Genomic DNA, 17539 nt, shown 5'->3' with positions numbered 1-17539 from the left:
GGGCCTTCGGCTTGCCCGGGGGCGGGGCGGTGGGGGCTCGCCGACGGGCGGGCGGGGCGGTAGCGCGAGGTGGGAGGGGCGGGTCGGCCGCGCGAGGCGGGGGCGGTGCGGCGGGGCGTCTGACGCCGAGCCGGCTGCGCGGGGCGGGGGCGGCGCCGGGCGCGGGGCCCGGCGAGTACGGTCGCCATGCGCGGCGCGGTCGGGAGGCGTGGGGGGCCGAGCCGGTACGCGGCCGGGTCAGGGGAGCAGGTGCGGGCTCAAGCCGCGCCGGCTGCCCGGTGGGCCTGCCGAGCGGCAGCACCGCGCCGTCCGCGAGCGGCGCCGGCCGAGCGCGGCCGGGGGGTGCGGGCTGGACCGGGGGCGCCGGCCGGTACGGGAGCTGGTGCCGCGACCGGCAATGTCTGCCCGTCAAGGAGTGGGGGTCCCCCCACGCCCGCAGGGCGTAGGGGGAGCGTCCGGTGCATGCGATCGCAAGGCGGCCGGAAGTCTTGGTAGCGAAGCCACCAGGACGTGTGGCCAACGCATCGTGAGGGAACCTCCCGTGCCCGAAGGGCTACGGGGGAGGTGCGTCCAGGGTGGCGCGACAGGCCAAAGCTTGCCGGGAGCGGCGGGGGACCGACCGGTACAGGCTCAGCGGCGGGAGCGGGCTGCTCGGGCGATCGTCACGACCGCCTTCTCCAGCGCGTACTCCGGATCGTCGCCGCCGCCCTTCACGCCCGCGTCCGCCTCGGCGACGGCACGCAGGGCCACCGCCACCCCGTCGGGGGTCCAGCCCCGCATCTGCTGCCGGACCCGGTCGATCTTCCAGGGCGGCATGCCCAGCTCACGGGCAAGGTCCGCGGGCCTGCCGCCGCGGGCCGATGACAGCTTGCCGATCGCCCGCACGCCCTGTGCCAGCGCGCTGGTGATCAGCACGGGGGCCACACCCGTCGAGAGCGACCACCGCAGCGCTTCCAGTGCCTCGGCCGCACGCCCCTCCACCGCACGGTCGGCGACCGTGAAGCTGGACGCCTCGGCGCGGCCCGTGTAGTACCGCCCGACCACGGCCTCGTCGATGGTGCCCTCGACGTCGGCGGTGAGCTGGGACACCGCGGACGCCAGCTCCCGCAGGTCGCTGCCCACGGAGTCGACGAGGGACTGGCACGCCTCGGGTGTCGCCGACCTGCCGAGCGCCCGGAACTCCGACCGGACGAACGTGAGCCGCTCGGCGGGCTTCGTGGTCTTCGGGCAGGCCACTTCCCGCGCCCCGGACTTGCGGGCGGCGTCCAGCAGGCCCTTGCCCTTCGCTCCGCCGGGGTGCAGCAGGACCAGGGTGATCTCCTCGGCCGGCGCGTCCAGGTACGCCTTGACGTCCTTGATCGTGTCGGCGGACAGATCCTGCGCATTCCGCACGATGACGACCTTGCGCTCGGCGAAGAGCGACGGGCTCGTCAGCTCGGCGAGGGTGCCGGGCTGGAGCTGGTCGGCGGTGAGGTCCCGCACGTCCGTGTCGGAGTCGGCGGCGCGCGCCGCCGCGACCACCTGCTGCACGGCGCGGTCGAGGAGCAGGTCCTCCTGGCCCACGGCGAGCGTCACGGGGGCGAGCGGGTCGTCGGTCGAATTCTTCCTGGTGGCCATCGCGGTCCAGCATCCCATGGGCCACTGACACTCCGTCCCGTACCGGAGAATGGCCCGGTGAGCGAAGGACGACATGTACTGGTGCTGCCCGACCGCGACGCCGCCGAGGAGGTGGCACAGGAGCTGGCGGGCCGTTTCGGGGTGACCGATGAGCCGCAGCTCGTACGGGACGCGCTGGCGGGCGAGGACGACGCCGAGGACGCCCAGTGGCTGGTGGTGGTGGACGACCCGGCGGCCCGGCTCGACCCGATGGTGCTCGACGACTTCGTCGCCGAGTACGAAGGCTGGCTGGAAGCGCCGTAGTGGCCCGGCCGGTCAGCCGCGGGCGCCCCGCGGGTCGGGCGGCAGTCGGTCGAGCTCCAGCCCGAAGTGCTCGCGGTAGGCCGCCAGGATCGCCGCGTCGTCGGCCAGGGGCTGCTCACGGCGCTCACCGTGTTCGGTGACGACGAGCTTGCGGCCGCTGAGGGTGATGCGGCCCTTTTCCGTGAGCCGTGAGCACACGACGGACTGGGTGAAGTGCGACTCGGGCGATGTCCGGTGCCACCAGGCTCCGGCCCGGAAGTCCTCCAGCGAACGCGGCCGCGTCGCCAGGCGGAACTGCGGCTTGCCGTCCCGGTGGAGATCGATGTCGCCGAACTCCGTCTCGACGATCCGGAACGTACCGGCGGGGTCGGCCTGGTCGCCGCGCTCGTCGAACGCGAGCGGATGGTGCGCGTGGTCCCCGAATCCGACGTCCGCCAGCCACCGCCCGCTGCCGTCGGCCGGCTCCACGAGCAGGCCGAGGTGGTCGTACGGGATGCCCAGCCGGCCCCCGTCACCGAAGACGCGGCCCTGCAACAGGGTGACGGTGTAGCCGAGGTCGCGGAGCAACGCGGCGAACGCGCCGTTGAGTTCGTAGCAGAACCCGCCCCTGCGCCCGTCCACCACCTTGGCGAGCAGCGCCTTGTCCTCCAGCACGATGTCCTCGCCGAAGTGCACGGAGAGGTTCTCGAACGGAACGGTGCGCAGGTGCCGCACCTGCAGATCGCGCAGCGCTGCGGCGTCGGCGTGCTGCGGGCGGTCTGCGCCGATGCGGCGGAGGTAGGCGTCCATGGGGAAAGTGTGACGCGCAGACCCGCCGCGCACCATGCACCGCTGGTCCTGGACCGGTCAGCCGAGGCCGTCCGGTCCCGGGGACCCAACGGCTCCCCGCTCGCGCACCGCTTCGAGGCAGGGTTCCACCGGCCCGCCACGTAGTGCCTGCCCCTGCCGTCCGGCCTCCCCGTATATCGGCGACGGCGGCGCAGCGCGGCCCGCAGGTTCCGGCCCGCGCCCGTCACCGCGACCGGCCCGTCGGTGTCGGTGCGCAGCACCACCGCTCCTCCGGCCCGCAGCGCGCCGACGGTTCGGGGTGAGGGGTGACCGTAGGTGTTGTCCCGGCCCACCGAGATGAGCGCCAGGCGCGGACGTACGGCATGGATCAGACCGGGATGCTGATGAGCCGAGCCGTGGTGCGCCACCTTGAGCACGTCGATCGGCGGCAGCGCGGGATAGGCAAGCAGGAGCCGCCGCTGGGCCGGTGGTTCGAGGTCACCGAGCAGGAGCACGGTAGGCCCACCCTCGACACGGACGAACAGCGTGACGCTCGCGTCGTTGGGGCCGTCGGGCAGAAATCCGGGGCCCGCGCCAGGCGCGGAGCCGGGCCGGGCCGCGGGCCAGAGCACCTGCCAGGTCAGCCGACCGACACGGCGCCGCTCCCCCGCCCCCGCGCGCACCAGAGGCACACCGGCGGCCGCCGCCGCTCTGCGCACGAAGGCGCTCTGCTCCCGTGGTTCGTCGAACGTCGTCGTCTGCACCACTCCCACGGATCTGCCGCGCAGCACCCCGGGCAGCCCGCGGACATGGTCCGCGTGGAAGTGGGTCAGCAGAACGAGCGGGATCCTGGTGACCGCGAGATCCCGCAGACAGCGGTCCACCAAAACGGGCTCGGGCCCGGCGTCCACCACCACGGCTCCGCCGTCACCCGTGGCCAGCACGGCCGCGTCGCCCTGTCCCACGTCGCACATCGCGACATCCCACGCGGGCGGCGGCCAGCCGGTGAGAACCCGGGTGAGAGGTGTCGGGCGCACCACTGCGAGCAGGAACAGCAGGATGCATACGACGATCGCCCACGGATGGCGTGTCAGCCTGCGCGCCAGAAGAACGGCCAACCCGGTGAGGGCCGCGAGCAGGAGACCGCCACGCCAGCCACCCGGCCAGTCCGTGCGTGCCCCGGGCAGGTCGGCCCCGGTGCGGGCCACGGACGCGATCCATCCGGCCGGCCAGCCGGCGACCTGGGCCAGTACTTCGGCGACGGGCATCGCGACCGTGGCGGCGGCCAGGGCGGCGAACCCGAGGACGGTGGCCGGGGCGACCGCGAGCTCGGCGATCAGATTGCACGGAATCGCGACCAGGCTCACCCCGGCCGCGAAGACGGCGACCACGGGCGCGCACACGGCCTGGGCCGCGGCGGCGGCAGCAAGGGCTTCGGCGATCCTCGGAGGCACTCTCCTGCGCTGAAGGGCCTCGCTCCAGCCGGGAGCGATGACGAGCAGCGATCCGGTCGCCAGGACGGAGAGGAGGAAGCCGTAACTCCGCGCGAGCCAGGGGTCGTACAGCACCAGCAGCAGCACGGCGGCGGCGAGCGCGGGGAGGAGCGACCGGCGGCGCCCGGTGCCGATGGCGAGCAGGGTGACGGCCCCACAGGCCGCCGCACGCAGCACGCTCGGCTCCGGTCTGCACACCACCACGAAGGCGAGCGTCAGGGCTCCTCCGAGGATGGCGGTCCCGCGAAGCGTGATGCCCAACCGGGGTGCCAGACCGCCGCGTTCGGCCAGCAGCGCCCGTCGCGGCGGCCCGATCAGCAGGACCAGCACGATGGTGAGGTTGCTGCCGGAGACGGCGAGGAGATGAGTGAGGTCCGTCGCCTCGAAGGCGTCCTGAAGCTCCGGCGTGATCCGGGAGGTGTCTCCGACGACGAGCCCGGGGAGCAGCGCGCGGGCATCAGGGGCCAGGCCGTCGGTCGCCTCATGCAGTCCGGCACGGAGATCACCGGCCGTGCGTTGCAGCATTGTCGGAGCGCGGACGATTTCCGGCCCGTCCGGCCCGTCCGTCTGGTCCGCTCGCAGCACGGCCGCGAACCGGTCGCCCGGGTGCGAGGGCGGCATCAGGCGCCCCGCCAGCCGCAGCCTGGTCGAGGGCAGCAGCCCCTGCCATGAGGCGAGCCTCCTCGCGGGCATGTCCGCCCGCACCATCACGAGGACCGGCGTCCGCGCTCTGGTGACCGCTCCGCCCGATGTGGTGACCAGCGCGGTCTCCGCCTCGAGAAGCAGGAGGCGTCCTGCCGTTCCGTCGCCGCGAGCCGGGGACTGTGGCCGGGTGAGGCGGGGATCGGACGTGACGGTCAACTCGACGGTGGCGTGCGCGTATTGATCCGCCAGAGCGGGCAGCGGTCCCCGTCTCAGATCCGCGCCGTGCAGCCCGGCCGAGGCCGCGCCGGCTGCCGCGCACAGCAGGATCGCGGCAACCGCGGTGGTGTGGAGACGCCACCGTCCTTCCGGTGCGGCGGAGTCGTCGCCGGGTGCCGCCCCCGTATCCGCCGATGTACGACCACCTGTCGACGCACGTCGGGCGGTGGGTGCGACGCGGCCGTCCGACCCACGGATCGCCCACATCGCCAACGGCAGCACAGCCGCGAGAACGATGCAGACGATCACCCCCGTCACCGTCCACCATCCGGCCACGCCCAGCGCCAGTGCGGACGCGGCCCAGGCGGCCAGGGCCGGCGGAACCAGCCGTAGATCAACCGGCCCCTCCTGGCGCGGATCCGCCGCTCCCAGCCGGTGCCCCGACGCTGCGTGCACCGCCTGGCGCGTCATGGCCGCACCAGGTTCTGGAGGTCCGCGAAACGGCGGTCACCGATGCCGTTGACCTCGCGGAGTTCGTCGACCGACCGGAAGCCGCCGTGCTGCGTGCGGTAGTCGATGATGTGCTGGGCCAGGACGGGGCCGACGCCCGGCAGGGTGTCGAGCTGTTCCGCCGTGGCCGCGTTGAGGCTCACCGGACCCGCGGGCTGAGCGACCGGGCCACCGGCGGCGCCCGTGCCACCGATGCTCCCACCCACCACGACCTGCTCGCCGTCGACGAGCACTCTCGCCCGGTTGAGTGCGGTGAGATCCGTACCGGGCTTGACGCCTCCGGCCGCATGCAGCGCGTCCGCCACCCGTGATCCGGCGGGCAGTTGGAGAACCCCGGGCCGTCGCACCTTGCCGCTGACATCGATGATGATCCGCCCGCTGGGGACTGCGGCGGACGGGACCGGCGGGCCGGGCGACAGCTCCGGTTCGGAATCGGTGGCGGGGGCGGGGGCGGGGGCGGGGGCGGCCGCACCCTGCTCGACCAGCTCGGGAGCCCGCACGGTCTCCGGCCGCCCCACCCAGAAGTGCTGGGCTGCGAAGACAGCGGCCGCCACCAGGACGACGGCCAGCGCCGCGAGAGCCCGCGGCTCCAGCCCGCATCTGAGCTGCACCCACAGCGGCAGCCTCTCGCGCACGGCGAGCCCGGTCCACCGCCGCGCAGCCCGACTCGGACCCGCGCCCGCACCAGGGCCCGGCCCGCCACCAGCACCGAGACCGGCGACGCCACCCGCGCTGCCGCCCGCACCCGGCACCGGACCCGACGAGTCAGCACCCCCGCCGCCCCCGCCACGACCCGCACCGACCCCGAGAGCACCCGTCCCGGCAGCACCCACACCGGCACCCGCACCCGCACCCGCACCCGCCCCGGCGAACAGCGCATCCGCCCGCCGCCTCACCGCCGTCGCCTCGCCGCCCGGCACGCGTCTCCCCCGCGCCCCGGCCGTACCCACCGTGGAGACCGCACCCCGGGCAGCACCCGGCCGGGGTCCCGACCCGGGGCCTGAACCGGGCCCGGGGCCCGAACCGGGCCGCGGGCCCACGCTCGCACCCGTACTCGGACCCGGCCCACGCCTCACACGGGCGCGGCCGTCCGATGCCGGGGCGCGCCCCGGCCCACTCGTTGCGGAACGTGAACGTGATCGAAGAGCCATGTCACGAGACGGTAGGCACATCCGCCCGAACCCGCCGAGCAGGTGCAATTCCCGTGGAAAACCATCCCGTTGTGGATATCTCCGCCACCCGAAGGTGCCGTTCCGCCGGCCTCAGCGCGGTGAGACGACCGCCGCGAGGAGTCCCGGCCCGGTGTGCGCCCCGATCACCGCACCCACCTCGCTCACATGCAGGTCCGCCAGCCCCGGTACCCGCTCCCGGAGCTTGTCCGCGAGCACCGCGGCTCTTTCCGGCGCGGCCAGGTGGTGCACCGCGATGTCCACGGTGCTGGCGCCCGCCCGTCCGACGACGATCTCCTCCAGCCGGGCGATCGCCTTCGACGCCGTGCGCACCTTCTCCATCGGCACGATCCGGCCGCCGTCCAGCTGGAGCAGCGGCTTCATCGCCAGCGCCGATCCCAGCAGTGCCTGCGCGGCCCCGATCCGGCCGCCGCGGCGCAGGAAGTCCAGGGTGTCGACGTAGAAGAAGGCGGAGGTGCCGGCGGCCCGCTTCTCCGCGGCGGCCACAGCCTCGTCCAGCGTGCCGCCGCCCTCCGCCGTCTCCGCGGCGGCCAGAGCGCAGAATCCGAGGGCCATGGCGACCATCCCGGTGTCCACCACCCGCACCGGCACCGGTGCGTCCTTGGCGGCCAGTACGGCGGCGTCGTAGGTGCCGGAGAACTCCGACGACAGGTGCAGGGAGACGATGCCGGTCGCACCCGCTTCGGCGCGGGCCCGATAGGTCTGTGCGAACACCGCGGGGCTCGGCCGCGAGGTGGTCACCGGACGTCGCTTCTGCAACGCCTGTGCGAGCGAACGCGCCGAGATCTCGGTGCCCTCTTCGAGTGCTTGATCGCCAAGTACGACGGTCAGAGGCACCGCGACGATGCCGTGGCGCTCCATCGCCGGTGGCGGCAGGTAGGCCGTTGAATCGGTGACGATCGCGACATGGCGGGACATGAGCGGGAGGTTACCCGGCGGCGGGACGGGACGGCAGCCCGGCCCCTCGTCGGCACCCGCACCGGTGCCGCCCTCGCCGGCAGCCCGGCGGCCTCATCGACCGCGCCGCACCGGCCTGCGCCCCGCCAACCTCCGGACAGGACGGGTCAGTTGGTCGTCTCCGGGCGAGCGGCCTTCTGCCAGGGGTAGGTGTTCGGCTGCCGCGGGTCACGCGCCGTGATCGCCTGCGGCTGACCCTGCTGGTCCTGCCGAGCCGCGGACGGCGAAGGAGCCTGCGCGGAGTCGGCGTCGGCCGCCGATCCGGCCTGTCCTGTGGTGTCCACCTCGGGCCAGGTCTGCCCGGGACCGGCCTGCCCGCCCGCGGCCGGCCAGGCGCCGTCCCGGCTCCCGGACTGCCCCGTGACCGGTTCACCGGCGGACGGCTCCTCGACCGACCAGTGCCGCAGCGCCCCCGCCTCCATGTCGATCTGCGTGCTCAGCGCGTCCAGATCGTCCTCGGCGAACTTCCTCGCCCGGTCCCGCGCCGCCCACCGCAGCGACTCGGCCGAGTGCACGATCCGCTCCGTGCGCTCGCGGAGTCCGGGCAGCAGCGAGGCGACCGTCGCCCGGTCGGGCTCGCGCTCCAGGCGCTTCAGCTCGTCGTCCAGCTCATGGCCGTGCGCACTCAGCCGCTGGAAGAGGGAGATCGACTCGGACAGGGACGCATCCTCGCCCGCTCCCGCCTGAAGGGCGTCCTGGGTGGCCCGCATCGACGTCCGCAGCGACAGCCGCAGCTGTGCCAGCTCGCCGACGACTCCGCCCTGTCCGTAGCTCCTCGCCCGCAGTGAGGTCTCCTCGACGGTGCGACGCGCCTGGGTGACCGTGCGCTCCACGCCACGCTTCGCCGCGCCGACGGCCTTCACCGTCACAAACACCCCCAACGCGACAAAGGCGACGAAAAGCAGCGCCAAGATGAGAATCGCGGCTTCCATGAGCGCCCCTTCGGCGTCGGATGTAGTTCCTCCACCGTAAACGGAACGGGCAGGCCGAGGGTTCCATCGGAACCCCCAACCTGCCCGTAGGGGATGCCCCGCAGCCCCTGCGAAACCCCCCGAAATGGGGACTAGGCAGGAACGATGTTGACCAGCTTCGGCGCCCGCACGATCACCTTGCGGATTCCGGCGCCGTCCAGCGCCGCGATCACGGCCGCGTCACCCAGTGCCAGTGACTCCAGCTCCTCGTCCGAGATCGACGGGGAGACCTCCAGCCTCGCCTTCACCTTGCCCTTGATCTGCACGACGCAGGTCACCGACTCGTCCACGACGTACGCCGGGTCCGCGACCGGGAAGTCCTGGTGCACGACCGAGTCGGTGTGACCCAGCCGGCGCCACAGCTCCTCCGCGATGTGCGGGGCCAGCGGGGCGATCAGCAGCACCAGCGCCTCGGCGACGCTGCGCGGCAGCGGCCCGCCCACCTTGGTCAGGTGGTTGTTCAGCTCGGTGATCTTGGCGATCGCGGTGTTGAACCGCAGCGCCGCCAGGTCCTGACCGGCTCCGTCGATCGCCTTGTGCAGCGCACGCAGCATGGGCTCGTCGGCCTCGGTGTCGACGACCGTGACCTCACCGGTGGACTCGTCGACGACATTGCGCCACAGCCGCTGCAGCAGCCGGTACTGACCGACGACGGCCCGGGTGTCCCACGGCCGGGAGACGTCCAGCGGTCCCATCGCCATCTCGTACAGACGCAGCGTGTCGGCGCCGTACTCGGCGGAGATCTCGTCCGGAGTGACGGCGTTCTTCAGGGACTTGCCCATCTTGCCCAGCTCGCGCTTGACCGGCTCGCCCTCGAAGAAGAACGCGCCGTCCCGCTCCTCGACCTCGGTGGCCGGCACCGGGAAGCCGCGGCTGTCCCGGTAGACGTACGCCTGGATCATGCCCTGGTTGTACAGCTTGTGGAACGGCTCCGCGGACGAGACGTGGCCCAGGTCGAACAGCACCTTCGACCAGAACCGCGCGTACAGCAGGTGCAGTACGGCGTGCTCGGCGCCGCCGACGTACAGGTCGACGCCGCCGTGCGGCATGCCGTCGCGCGGCCCCATCCAGTACTGCTCGATGGCCGGGTCGACCAGCTTCTCGCTGTTGTGCGGGTCCAGGTAGCGCAGCTCGTACCAGCACGAACCCGCCCAGTTGGGCATGGTGTTGGTCTCGCGGCGGTACCGCTTGGGGCCGTCGCCCAGGTCCAGGGTGACGTCGACCCAGTCCTCGTTGCGCGACAGCGGCGTCTCGGGCTGGGTGTCGGCGTCGTCGGGTGCGAACGTCCGCGGCGAGTAGTCCTCGACCTCGGGCAGCTCCAGCGGCAGCATCGACTCCGGCAGCGAGTGCGCGACGCCGTCCTCGTCGTAGACGATCGGGAAGGGCTCGCCCCAGTACCGCTGGCGGCTGAACAGCCAGTCGCGCAGCCGGAAGTTGACCGTCGCCTCACCCACGCCGCGTTCGACCAGCCATGCGGTGATCCTGGCCTTGGCCTCGGCCACGTCCAGGCCGTTCAGCGAGATCTCGTCGTTCGAGGAGTTGATCGCGGGGCCCTGGCCGGTGAACGCCTCGCCCTCCCAGCCCTCGGGCGGCTGCACGGTACGGATGATCGGCAGCTCGAAGGCTTCCGCGAACTCCCAGTCACGCTCGTCCTGTCCGGGGACGGCCATGATCGCGCCGGTGCCGTAGCCCATCAGCACGTAGTCGGCGACGAACACCGGGATGCGGGCGCCGGTCACCGGGTTCTGCGCGTACGCGCCGGTGAAGACGCCGGTCTTGTCCTTGTGTTCGGTCTGCCGCTCGACGTCGCTCTTCGTCTGCGCCTGCTTGCGGTAGACGGCCACGGCGTCGGCCGGGGTCGCGGCGCCGCCGGTCCAGGCCTCCTTGGTGCCCTCGGGCCACTCGGCGGGCAGGATCGAGTCGATCAGGCCGTGCTCGGGTGCCAGCACCATGTAGGTCGCGCCGAACAGGGTGTCGGGGCGGGTGGTGAAGACCGTGACCGGCTTGTCGCTGTGACCCTCGACCGTGAAGTCGACGCGGGCACCCTCGGACCGGCCGATCCAGTTGCGCTGCTGCAGCTTGATCGCCTCGGGCCAGTCCAGCGCGTCCAGATCGTCCAGCAGCCGGTCGGCGTAAGCGGTGATGCGCATGTTCCACTGGCGCAGCTTGGCCTTGAAAACGGGGAAGTTGCCGCGCTCGGACCGGCCGTCGGAGGTGACCTCCTCGTTCGCCAGGACCGTGCCCAGCCCGGGACACCAGTTGACGGGCGCGTCGGAGGCGTACGCCAGGCGGCACTCACCCAGCACGTCCGCCCGCTCCAGGGCGCTCAGTTCGTTCCACGCGCGCGTGGAACGAGGAACCGCCCGCTCGCCGCTCTCGAACTGCGCCACCAGCTCGGCGATCGGACGGGCCTTCTTCGCGTCCTCGTCGTACCAGGAGTTGAAGATCTGGACGAAGATCCACTGGGTCCACTTGTAGTAGTCCGGGTCGATCGTCGCGAAGGACCGGCGCTGGTCGTGGCCCAGGCCCAGCCGGCGCAGCTGGGCCTTCATGTTCTCCATGTTGGCCTCGGTCGACACCCGGGGGTGGGTGCCGGTCTGCACGGCGTACTGCTCGGCGGGCAGGCCGAAGGCGTCGAAGCCCAGGGTGTGCAGGACGTTGTGGCCGGTCATCCGCTGATGACGGGCGTAGACGTCCGTGGCGATGTAGCCCAGGGGGTGCCCGACGTGCAGGCCCGCGCCCGAGGGGTAGGGGAACATGTCCATGATGAACTTCTTGGGGCGCGCGGCCACGGCGGGATCCCCGGCCAGGTCGCCACGGGGGTTCGGCGCCTCGTACGTACCCTCGGCGTCCCAGAAGTCCTGCCAGCGTGCCTCGATGTCGGCGGCCATCGCAGCGGTGTAGCGGTGCGGTGCGGCCACCTCGGCAGCAGAATTCGTCTCGCTCATGATCCTTAAAGCTCCATCGGTCGTCTCTGCTCGAGCCCTGTCATCACCCGGTGAAATGAAAAATCCCCTCGCACAGGAGGGGACGCCGCGCCGATTCCGACCGGATCTTTCATCCGTCGGGACTGATCAGCGCGGCCGGCTAAGCAGAAGGCGTACGGCACGCATAGACGTCAGGGTACCGCAGAGAGCGATCCCGTTGTGTGGCGCAGACCTCGTCGCCGACCAGAGACAATCGGCGTTCCCTTCCGTATCTATCCGTACGGGGATCAGGACTGGCCGCTGACAGGCGGTCCGAACGAGGGCGGGGAGATGTCACGAGAGATGCCGGCATACGCCTGGACAGCCGCCGATCCACCCGGGAGGCACTGGGGTTACCCCGCGTATCGACCCTATCCAGGGCAACCCCAGAGTCAGTTGCCTGTGGTTCCGCTCTCTAAACGCCAAAACGTCGTACCGCTCGGTATGGGTCGCCTTAGCATGCGTCAACGGGACCGCATTCCCCGCACCTTCGGAGTCGCCCCATGAACCCTCGTCGCAACAACCGATCGTCACCCTCACCGAGTGCCGGCCTCAGCCGACGTACTCAGGGTGGCCTGACGGTCGCTGCGTTCGTGCTCATACCGCTGATAGCCATCCTTGGGAGTGACAGTTTTCGCGCAGCGCTCGACTTCACCACCGGGGTGCTGTCGCTGGTCTCCCTCACCGCGTCCATCGCGTGGGGTCTGATCGCGACGGACCGGCTGCTGCTGTCCCCGCGCCACCGGCTGCTCGCCCAGGCGATCCACCGCGGCACGGCGACGGCATCGCTCGGCTTCCTGCTGCTGCACGCGACGGTGAAGGTGTCCCTCGGCCATGTGGCACTGATCGGCGCTCTCATCCCGTTCGGGCTGGGGGTCACGGGCACGGACGGCCTGATCGGCATGGGCTCTCTGGCCGGTCTGTTCATGGTGATCGCCGGTGCGACCGGCGCGATGCGCAGCGCCCTGGCGGGCAACATCAAGGCCGCGGGCCGCTGGCGCGCCCTGCACATGCTGGCCTATCCGGCCTGGTGCTTCGCTCTGATGCACGGCCTGTACGCCGGCCGTCCGGCGGCGACCTGGGTGACGACGATGTACTGCCTGGCCCTCGCGAGCGTCACCGGCGCCGTGTCGGTGCGGCTGCTCCCGCGTCAGGTGCAGCGCCGTATCGCCGACAGGATTCTCGCGCTGACCGGCCGCCGTGCGGGCCCCGGCCGCGCCGAGGAGCCGGGGCTGCGTGACATGGCGACCTCGCCCCTGCCCGGTTCGACAGGGGTGACCGCTCCGGTCGGCCTCAACCGGATGAACGGCATTCCCACGCAGCGCCCGGTCGAGCCGGAGTTCCAGCGCCAGTCCGCGTTCGGACAGCCGCGCAGGCAGCCACGGCTCGAAGCCCCCTCGCCCCAGCTGTACGAGGCACCTCCGCCGCCCGAGGCCGAGCCCGTCGTCGGCGCCGGCAGTGTCGGCGCGGGCACCGGGATCTCGGCCGCCTACCGCGCGGTGTCGCTCGCAAGCGACCCGAACGCTCCCCTCGCCGAGCGCATCCCGATGACCGAGGAGATACCGGTGGTGTCGGACGACGGCCCCGCCCCGGGCATGTGGCCGACCCCCTCGCCCCCTCCGCCCGCCCAGGCCTATCCGGCCGAGCCGGTTCCGCCGCCCGCCACCCCGTCGTACGACACCCCCGCGTACGACCCCTCGGCCTTCGGCACACCTGCCGCTGCCGCACCCCCGGCCGGGCCCGGCTACGACACCGGGTCCTTCCCGACCCCGTCGTACGACACGGGTTCCGTCCCCACCCCGACGTACGACACCGGCTCGTTCACCGCGCCGGCGTACGACACGGGGACCTTCCCCACCCCGTCCTACGGCTCCGGGTCGTTCACCACCCCGACCTACGAGAGCCCTCTCTACGACCCGCCCGCCACGTCCCCGTACGAAGCAACTCCCTCCCCGTACGACACCGGTAATCCCACCACGTACGACGAAACCCAAGCGATGCCCGGACCGCTCTTTCCGCCCCCGGCCGGAGAGCCCTGGAACGCGCCCGCAGGAGACCGACCTTGAACGCCCCTCTCCCCGATGTCCCCGAGGTCCGCGTCGTCGGCCTTCCCCAGCTGACCCAGGGGTTCGACCTGGTCGAGCGCCTCGATCTCCAGATGCACCTCAAGGTGCACGGACCGCTGGAACCGATGACCGGTGAGCGGCTCGCCCAGCTCGCCGAGGAGATAACCCTGCGCGGCCGAGGCGGCGCGGGATTCCCCTTCGGGCAGAAGCTGCGTGCCGTGGCCAAGTCCGCCATCCGGCGCGGGGTGCGGCCCGTCGTCGTGGTGAACGGCAGTGAGGGCGAGCCGGCCTGCCGCAAGGACACCGTGCTGCTCAACCGCGCTCCCCATCTGATCCTGGACGGGGCGCTGCTGGCGGCCGAGGCGCTCGGGGCACGCACCCTGGTCGTCGCGGTGACCCGCAACTCCACGGAGATGTCGATGCGCGCGGCTCTCGCCGAGCGCGGTCTGACGGACCGGCGCGGGCAGCAACTGCGCGCACGCATCGTCCGCACGCCCGAGCGCATGGTCTCCGGTGAGGCCTCCTCGGTCATCCGCGCGGTCAACGGCGGCCCCGCCCTGCCGCCCGGCCGCCGTGAGCGCGCGTCCGACACCGGCGTCGGCGGCGCCCCGACCCTGCTGTCCAACGCGGAGACGTTCGCGCAGCTCGCCATCGGCGCCCGCATCGGATCGCGCCGCTACAGCAACACCGGCGTGGGCTCCGAGCCCGGCACGGTCATGCTCACCATCTCCGGCGCGGTGGCGCGCCCCATGGTCGTCGAGGTCCCCACGGGTGTCCCGCTGCGGTACGTCCTCCAGCTCGCGGGCGCCCCGCCGCTGCCCCAGGGCGTCCTGACCGGCGGCTACCACGGCAACTGGATCGACTCGGTGGCCGTCCACGAATCGGTCGTCTCGCGTGAGTCGCTGGCGGCCGTGGGCGGCTCGCTCGGCGCGGGAGCCATCCTGCCCATCGGGCCGGAGACCTGTCCGCTGGGTGAGGCGCTGCGGGTGGCCAACTGGCTCGCGGCGGAGACGGCCGGCCAGTGCGGCCCCTGCAAGCTGGGGCTGCCCGCCGCGGCCGGGGGTCTGGCGGACGTCATGAACGGCGGCGGACCGGCCGCTCTGGAGGCGCTGCGCGAGGTGACGCAGGCCGTGAAGGGCCGCGGTGCGTGCAAGCACCCCGACGGTTCGGCGCGGTTCTTCGCCTCGACCCTGTCGGCCTTCACGGACGACCTGGCGGCCCATGTGCTCCACGGTGGCTGCGGCCGCGAGACGACCGGTGTCCTGCCGCTTCCGCTGCCCGGGTACGAGGAGGCCGAAGAGTCGATCCCGAGCGGCGAGAAGGTCTTCATCGACTGGACGCTGTGCCAGGGCCACGGGCTCTGCGCGGACATCATCCCGGAGCTGATCCGGCTCAACCCCGATGGCTATCCGTCGGTGGCCGACGCGGTCGTTCCGATGCACATGCGCGGGCGTGCGGAACGGGCGGTGCGGCGGTGCCCGGCGCTGGCGATGCGCATCGAGCAGACAGCCGCTCCGGCTCCGAAGGCCCGGGCCGAGCTGCCCGCTCCGAACCGCAAGGCCCTCGGCAGCGGCCGCGGTTGACGGAGATGAGAAGGGAGCGGGCGACCCGATCGGGTCGCCCGCTCCCTTCTCCGTCACTCGCACGGACAAGAAGTCCCGCACAACAAAAAATCCCGCCGGCCGCGAGGGCCCGACGGGATCTTCCGATGAATCGTTCTGTGGAGCTAAGGAGAATTGAACTCCTGACCTCCTGCATGCCATGCAGGCGCTCTACCAACTGAGCTATAGCCCCGTGCGATGTGCCGCCTTGATCGAGGGTTTCCCTCGCGGCGACGTCGACAACATTAACGCCCTCCACGGCGCTTCACCAAATCCTTTCCGGTCTGCGCGGATGAGGGCGGTAACGTCCCCCTTCGTGACCGTGATCGCGCTGCTCCGTGCCCGCCGCCACACCCTCACGGCCGCGTCGGTCTGTCTGCTCTCGTTCGCGGCCTTCTGGGCGGCCCAGCGTGCGGCCGGCGTCTCGATGATCGACCTGCTCGTCTACCGGGCCGAGGGGACGGCCGTACGGCAGGGGGCCGACCTCTACGCGCTGCGCGTCACCGAGGCGGGCCTGCCCATGACGTATCCGCCGTTCGCCGCCCTGCTGTTCACCCCGCTCACGCTGGTCGGCGTCCCGGAGATGCGCGCTCTGGCCACAGCGGGGAATCTGCTGCTGCTCGTCGCGCTCGCCGCCCTGTCGCTGCGCCTCACCCACCCGCACGCCGACCGGCGCACGGGCACGCTGTGGGTGGCCGCGGCCGCCGTGTGGTGCGAGCCGGTGTGGACGACGCTGCGGTACGGCCAGGTCAATCTGCTGCTGGCGGTCGCGGTGCTGTGGGACGTCACCCGCCGGGCGGGGTCCCGGTGGGCGGGCGTCGGTATCGGTCTCGCCGCCGCGGTGAAGCTCACTCCCGCGCTCTTCGCGCTGTTCGCGCTGGTGACGGGGATGGCTCTGGTCCGCCGGACGGGACGGAACATGTGGCTACGAGGCGCGGCGACCGCCGCGGCGGCCTTCTTCGGTGCCACGCTCGCGACCGCGCTGCTCCTCCCCCACGACTCGCGGCGTTACTGGACGTCGGCGGTGTTCGCGGCCGGCCGGGTGGGCCACGCCGAGGACACGGCCAACCAGTCGCTGCGCGGGGTGCTCTCCCGACTGCTGCACACACCCGATCCGGGGCCGTGGTGGCCCCTGACGGCCGCTCTCGTCGCCGCGGCGGGCCTCGCCATGGCCGTGAGCGCCGCACGGCGGGAGAACCACGCCTGCGCCGTCGTCGTCTGCGGGGTGACCGCGCTGCTGATCAGCCCTGTCTCCTGGTCGCACCACTGGGTCTGGTGCGTACCTCTGGTGCTCGCGCTCGCGGCGTGCGGCAGGACGGGATGGGCGGCGACGGTGGGGCTGGTGTTCTGCTCGTACGCGCTGTGGTGGGTGCCGCACGGCGAGCACCGGCCCGAACTCGCCCAGAACGGCGGGCAGATGGCCCTCTCGGCGCTCTACGCGCTGACTGCCGCGTCAGCCGCGGTCACGCTGTGGCGAACGAGTAGAACCGCTTCAGTGTGCAGTGCTCGTCGAGAAGACGGCCGTAGATCGGCTCGCCTTCCAGTTCCCGGTACGTCTCGATCGGGTCGCCTTTTATGATCAGCGCCCGCGCGCACTCCTCGCACCAGTACTGGTAATCAGGATTGACCGGATCCATGTCCCGGACGATGGGCGTACCACTGCCGCACCAGTCGCATTTACGCCTGTGTGCACCCATCACTCAGCTCCAGCTGTGGCCGCAGGACGTGCACACGAAAGAAACTCCGCCGTTGTCGCCGAGGACCTGGGCAACATGCGCCGATCCGCAGGAAGGGCAGCTGAGGAGAGCGCGTATCTCCGCCGCGGCAAGCAGGTCATCGGCCTCCTTGCTCCTGCTGGCGGACATTGTGCTCCCCTTCCCATCCTGGCCGGTGTCCCCTCCGGCCGTCCGATTCTGCCACGGCATGGCAAGGGGGTCAGCGGCGTTTGCGTACGAGACCGGCCACAGAGCGCAAGATCACCGCGTACGCCGCCGCTTCCTGACGTACGGCGGAGAGTGCACGGGTGCGTGCGGGGCTGTGGGCGAGCGCGAGGCCCGCTCCGGCGGCGGGGCAGCGAGGTACGGAAGAGGTCCGCCGTCGCTTCCGTTTCGCCGGAGCGCGGCTGTCCGCGGACGCCCGCGCGGGGAGCGCGAACCCGCCCGGCACAAGGGCGCTTTGCACAAGTGTCGGCACGAAGCAGCGCCTGGTTCGCACGCGCCGGCAGCCGGAGCCGGCC

10 protein-coding genes, 1 tRNA gene and 2 pseudogenes are annotated in these 17539 nt (G+C 72.2%); 4 read left to right on the top strand and 9 right to left on the bottom strand.

The window, feature by feature from the left end; translation table 11 throughout:
- Positions 1-630: 630 nt before the first annotated feature.
- Positions 631-1617 (bottom strand): DNA polymerase III subunit delta, encoded by a 987-nt coding sequence (gene holA / locus RPQ07_RS24765; protein ID WP_313946373.1) that lies wholly within the window; start codon positions 1615-1617, stop codon positions 631-633.
- Positions 1618-1674: 57 nt separating this feature from the next.
- Between holA and RPQ07_RS24760 the strand changes: the two genes are divergently transcribed.
- Positions 1675-1920, top strand: coding sequence for a hypothetical protein (locus tag RPQ07_RS24760; protein WP_313946372.1), 246 nt, complete (start codon positions 1675-1677; stop codon positions 1918-1920).
- A gap of 12 nt (positions 1921-1932) precedes the next feature.
- Here RPQ07_RS24760 and RPQ07_RS24755 read toward each other — a convergent pair whose 3' ends face one another.
- The 6 genes and pseudogenes from RPQ07_RS24755 to leuS form a co-directional block, all read right to left on the bottom strand.
- Positions 1933-2709 (bottom strand): arylamine N-acetyltransferase family protein, encoded by a 777-nt coding sequence (locus tag RPQ07_RS24755; RefSeq protein ID WP_313946371.1) that lies wholly within the window; start codon positions 2707-2709, stop codon positions 1933-1935.
- A gap of 188 nt (positions 2710-2897) precedes the next feature.
- Positions 2898-5513 (bottom strand): annotated as a pseudogene (locus tag RPQ07_RS24750) (ComEC/Rec2 family competence protein); the annotation flags it as partial.
- Positions 5510-6187: a helix-hairpin-helix domain-containing protein gene (locus tag RPQ07_RS37820; protein WP_413777776.1), complete on the bottom strand. Its 678-nt coding sequence runs from the start codon at positions 6185-6187 to the stop codon at positions 5510-5512. The gene RPQ07_RS37820 and the pseudogene RPQ07_RS24750, both read right to left, overlap by 4 nt.
- A gap of 627 nt (positions 6188-6814) precedes the next feature.
- Positions 6815-7660, bottom strand: coding sequence for a DegV family protein (locus RPQ07_RS24740; RefSeq protein ID WP_313946369.1), 846 nt, complete (start codon positions 7658-7660; stop codon positions 6815-6817).
- Between the two features lie 146 nt (positions 7661-7806).
- Entirely contained in the window at positions 7807-8631 is an 825-nt protein-coding gene (locus tag RPQ07_RS24735; RefSeq protein ID WP_313946368.1) for a hypothetical protein, read from the bottom strand.
- A gap of 131 nt (positions 8632-8762) precedes the next feature.
- On the bottom strand, positions 8763-11618 hold the full coding sequence (leuS, locus tag RPQ07_RS24730) for a leucine--tRNA ligase (protein ID WP_313946367.1): 2856 nt from the start codon (positions 11616-11618) through the stop codon (positions 8763-8765).
- Between the two features lie 611 nt (positions 11619-12229).
- Between leuS and RPQ07_RS24725 the strand changes: the two genes are divergently transcribed.
- Together RPQ07_RS24725 and RPQ07_RS24720 are read left to right on the top strand one after the other, a co-directional pair.
- Positions 12230-13702 (top strand): hypothetical protein, encoded by a 1473-nt coding sequence (locus RPQ07_RS24725; RefSeq protein WP_313946366.1) that lies wholly within the window; start codon positions 12230-12232, stop codon positions 13700-13702.
- The gene (locus RPQ07_RS24720; RefSeq protein ID WP_313946365.1) at positions 13699-15285 is read left to right on the top strand and encodes a ferredoxin; all 1587 of its coding nucleotides are present in this window, start codon (positions 13699-13701) and stop codon (positions 15283-15285) included. Before RPQ07_RS24725 ends, RPQ07_RS24720 begins: the two co-directional genes overlap by 4 nt.
- A gap of 138 nt (positions 15286-15423) precedes the next feature.
- Here RPQ07_RS24720 and RPQ07_RS24715 read toward each other — a convergent pair.
- Positions 15424-15496, bottom strand: a tRNA-Ala gene (locus RPQ07_RS24715).
- 123 nt (positions 15497-15619) lie between these two features.
- On the opposite strand from RPQ07_RS24715, the pseudogene RPQ07_RS24710 reads away from it, so the two are divergent.
- Positions 15620-16786: pseudogene (locus RPQ07_RS24710) on the top strand (glycosyltransferase 87 family protein); the annotation flags it as partial.
- On the opposite strand, the gene RPQ07_RS24705 reads toward RPQ07_RS24710, so the two are convergent.
- Positions 16767-17000, bottom strand: coding sequence for a hypothetical protein (locus RPQ07_RS24705; RefSeq protein WP_030494108.1), 234 nt, complete (start codon positions 16998-17000; stop codon positions 16767-16769). The pseudogene RPQ07_RS24710 and the gene RPQ07_RS24705 overlap by 20 nt on opposite strands.
- Positions 17001-17539 lie beyond the last annotated feature (539 nt).

The sequence above is a fragment of the Streptomyces sp. AM8-1-1 genome (genome assembly GCF_032229325.1).
GTDB classification, from domain to species: Bacteria; Actinomycetota; Actinomycetes; order Streptomycetales; family Streptomycetaceae; genus Streptomyces; species Streptomyces achmelvichensis.
This window is presented reverse-complemented; position numbering and strand designations above follow the sequence as displayed.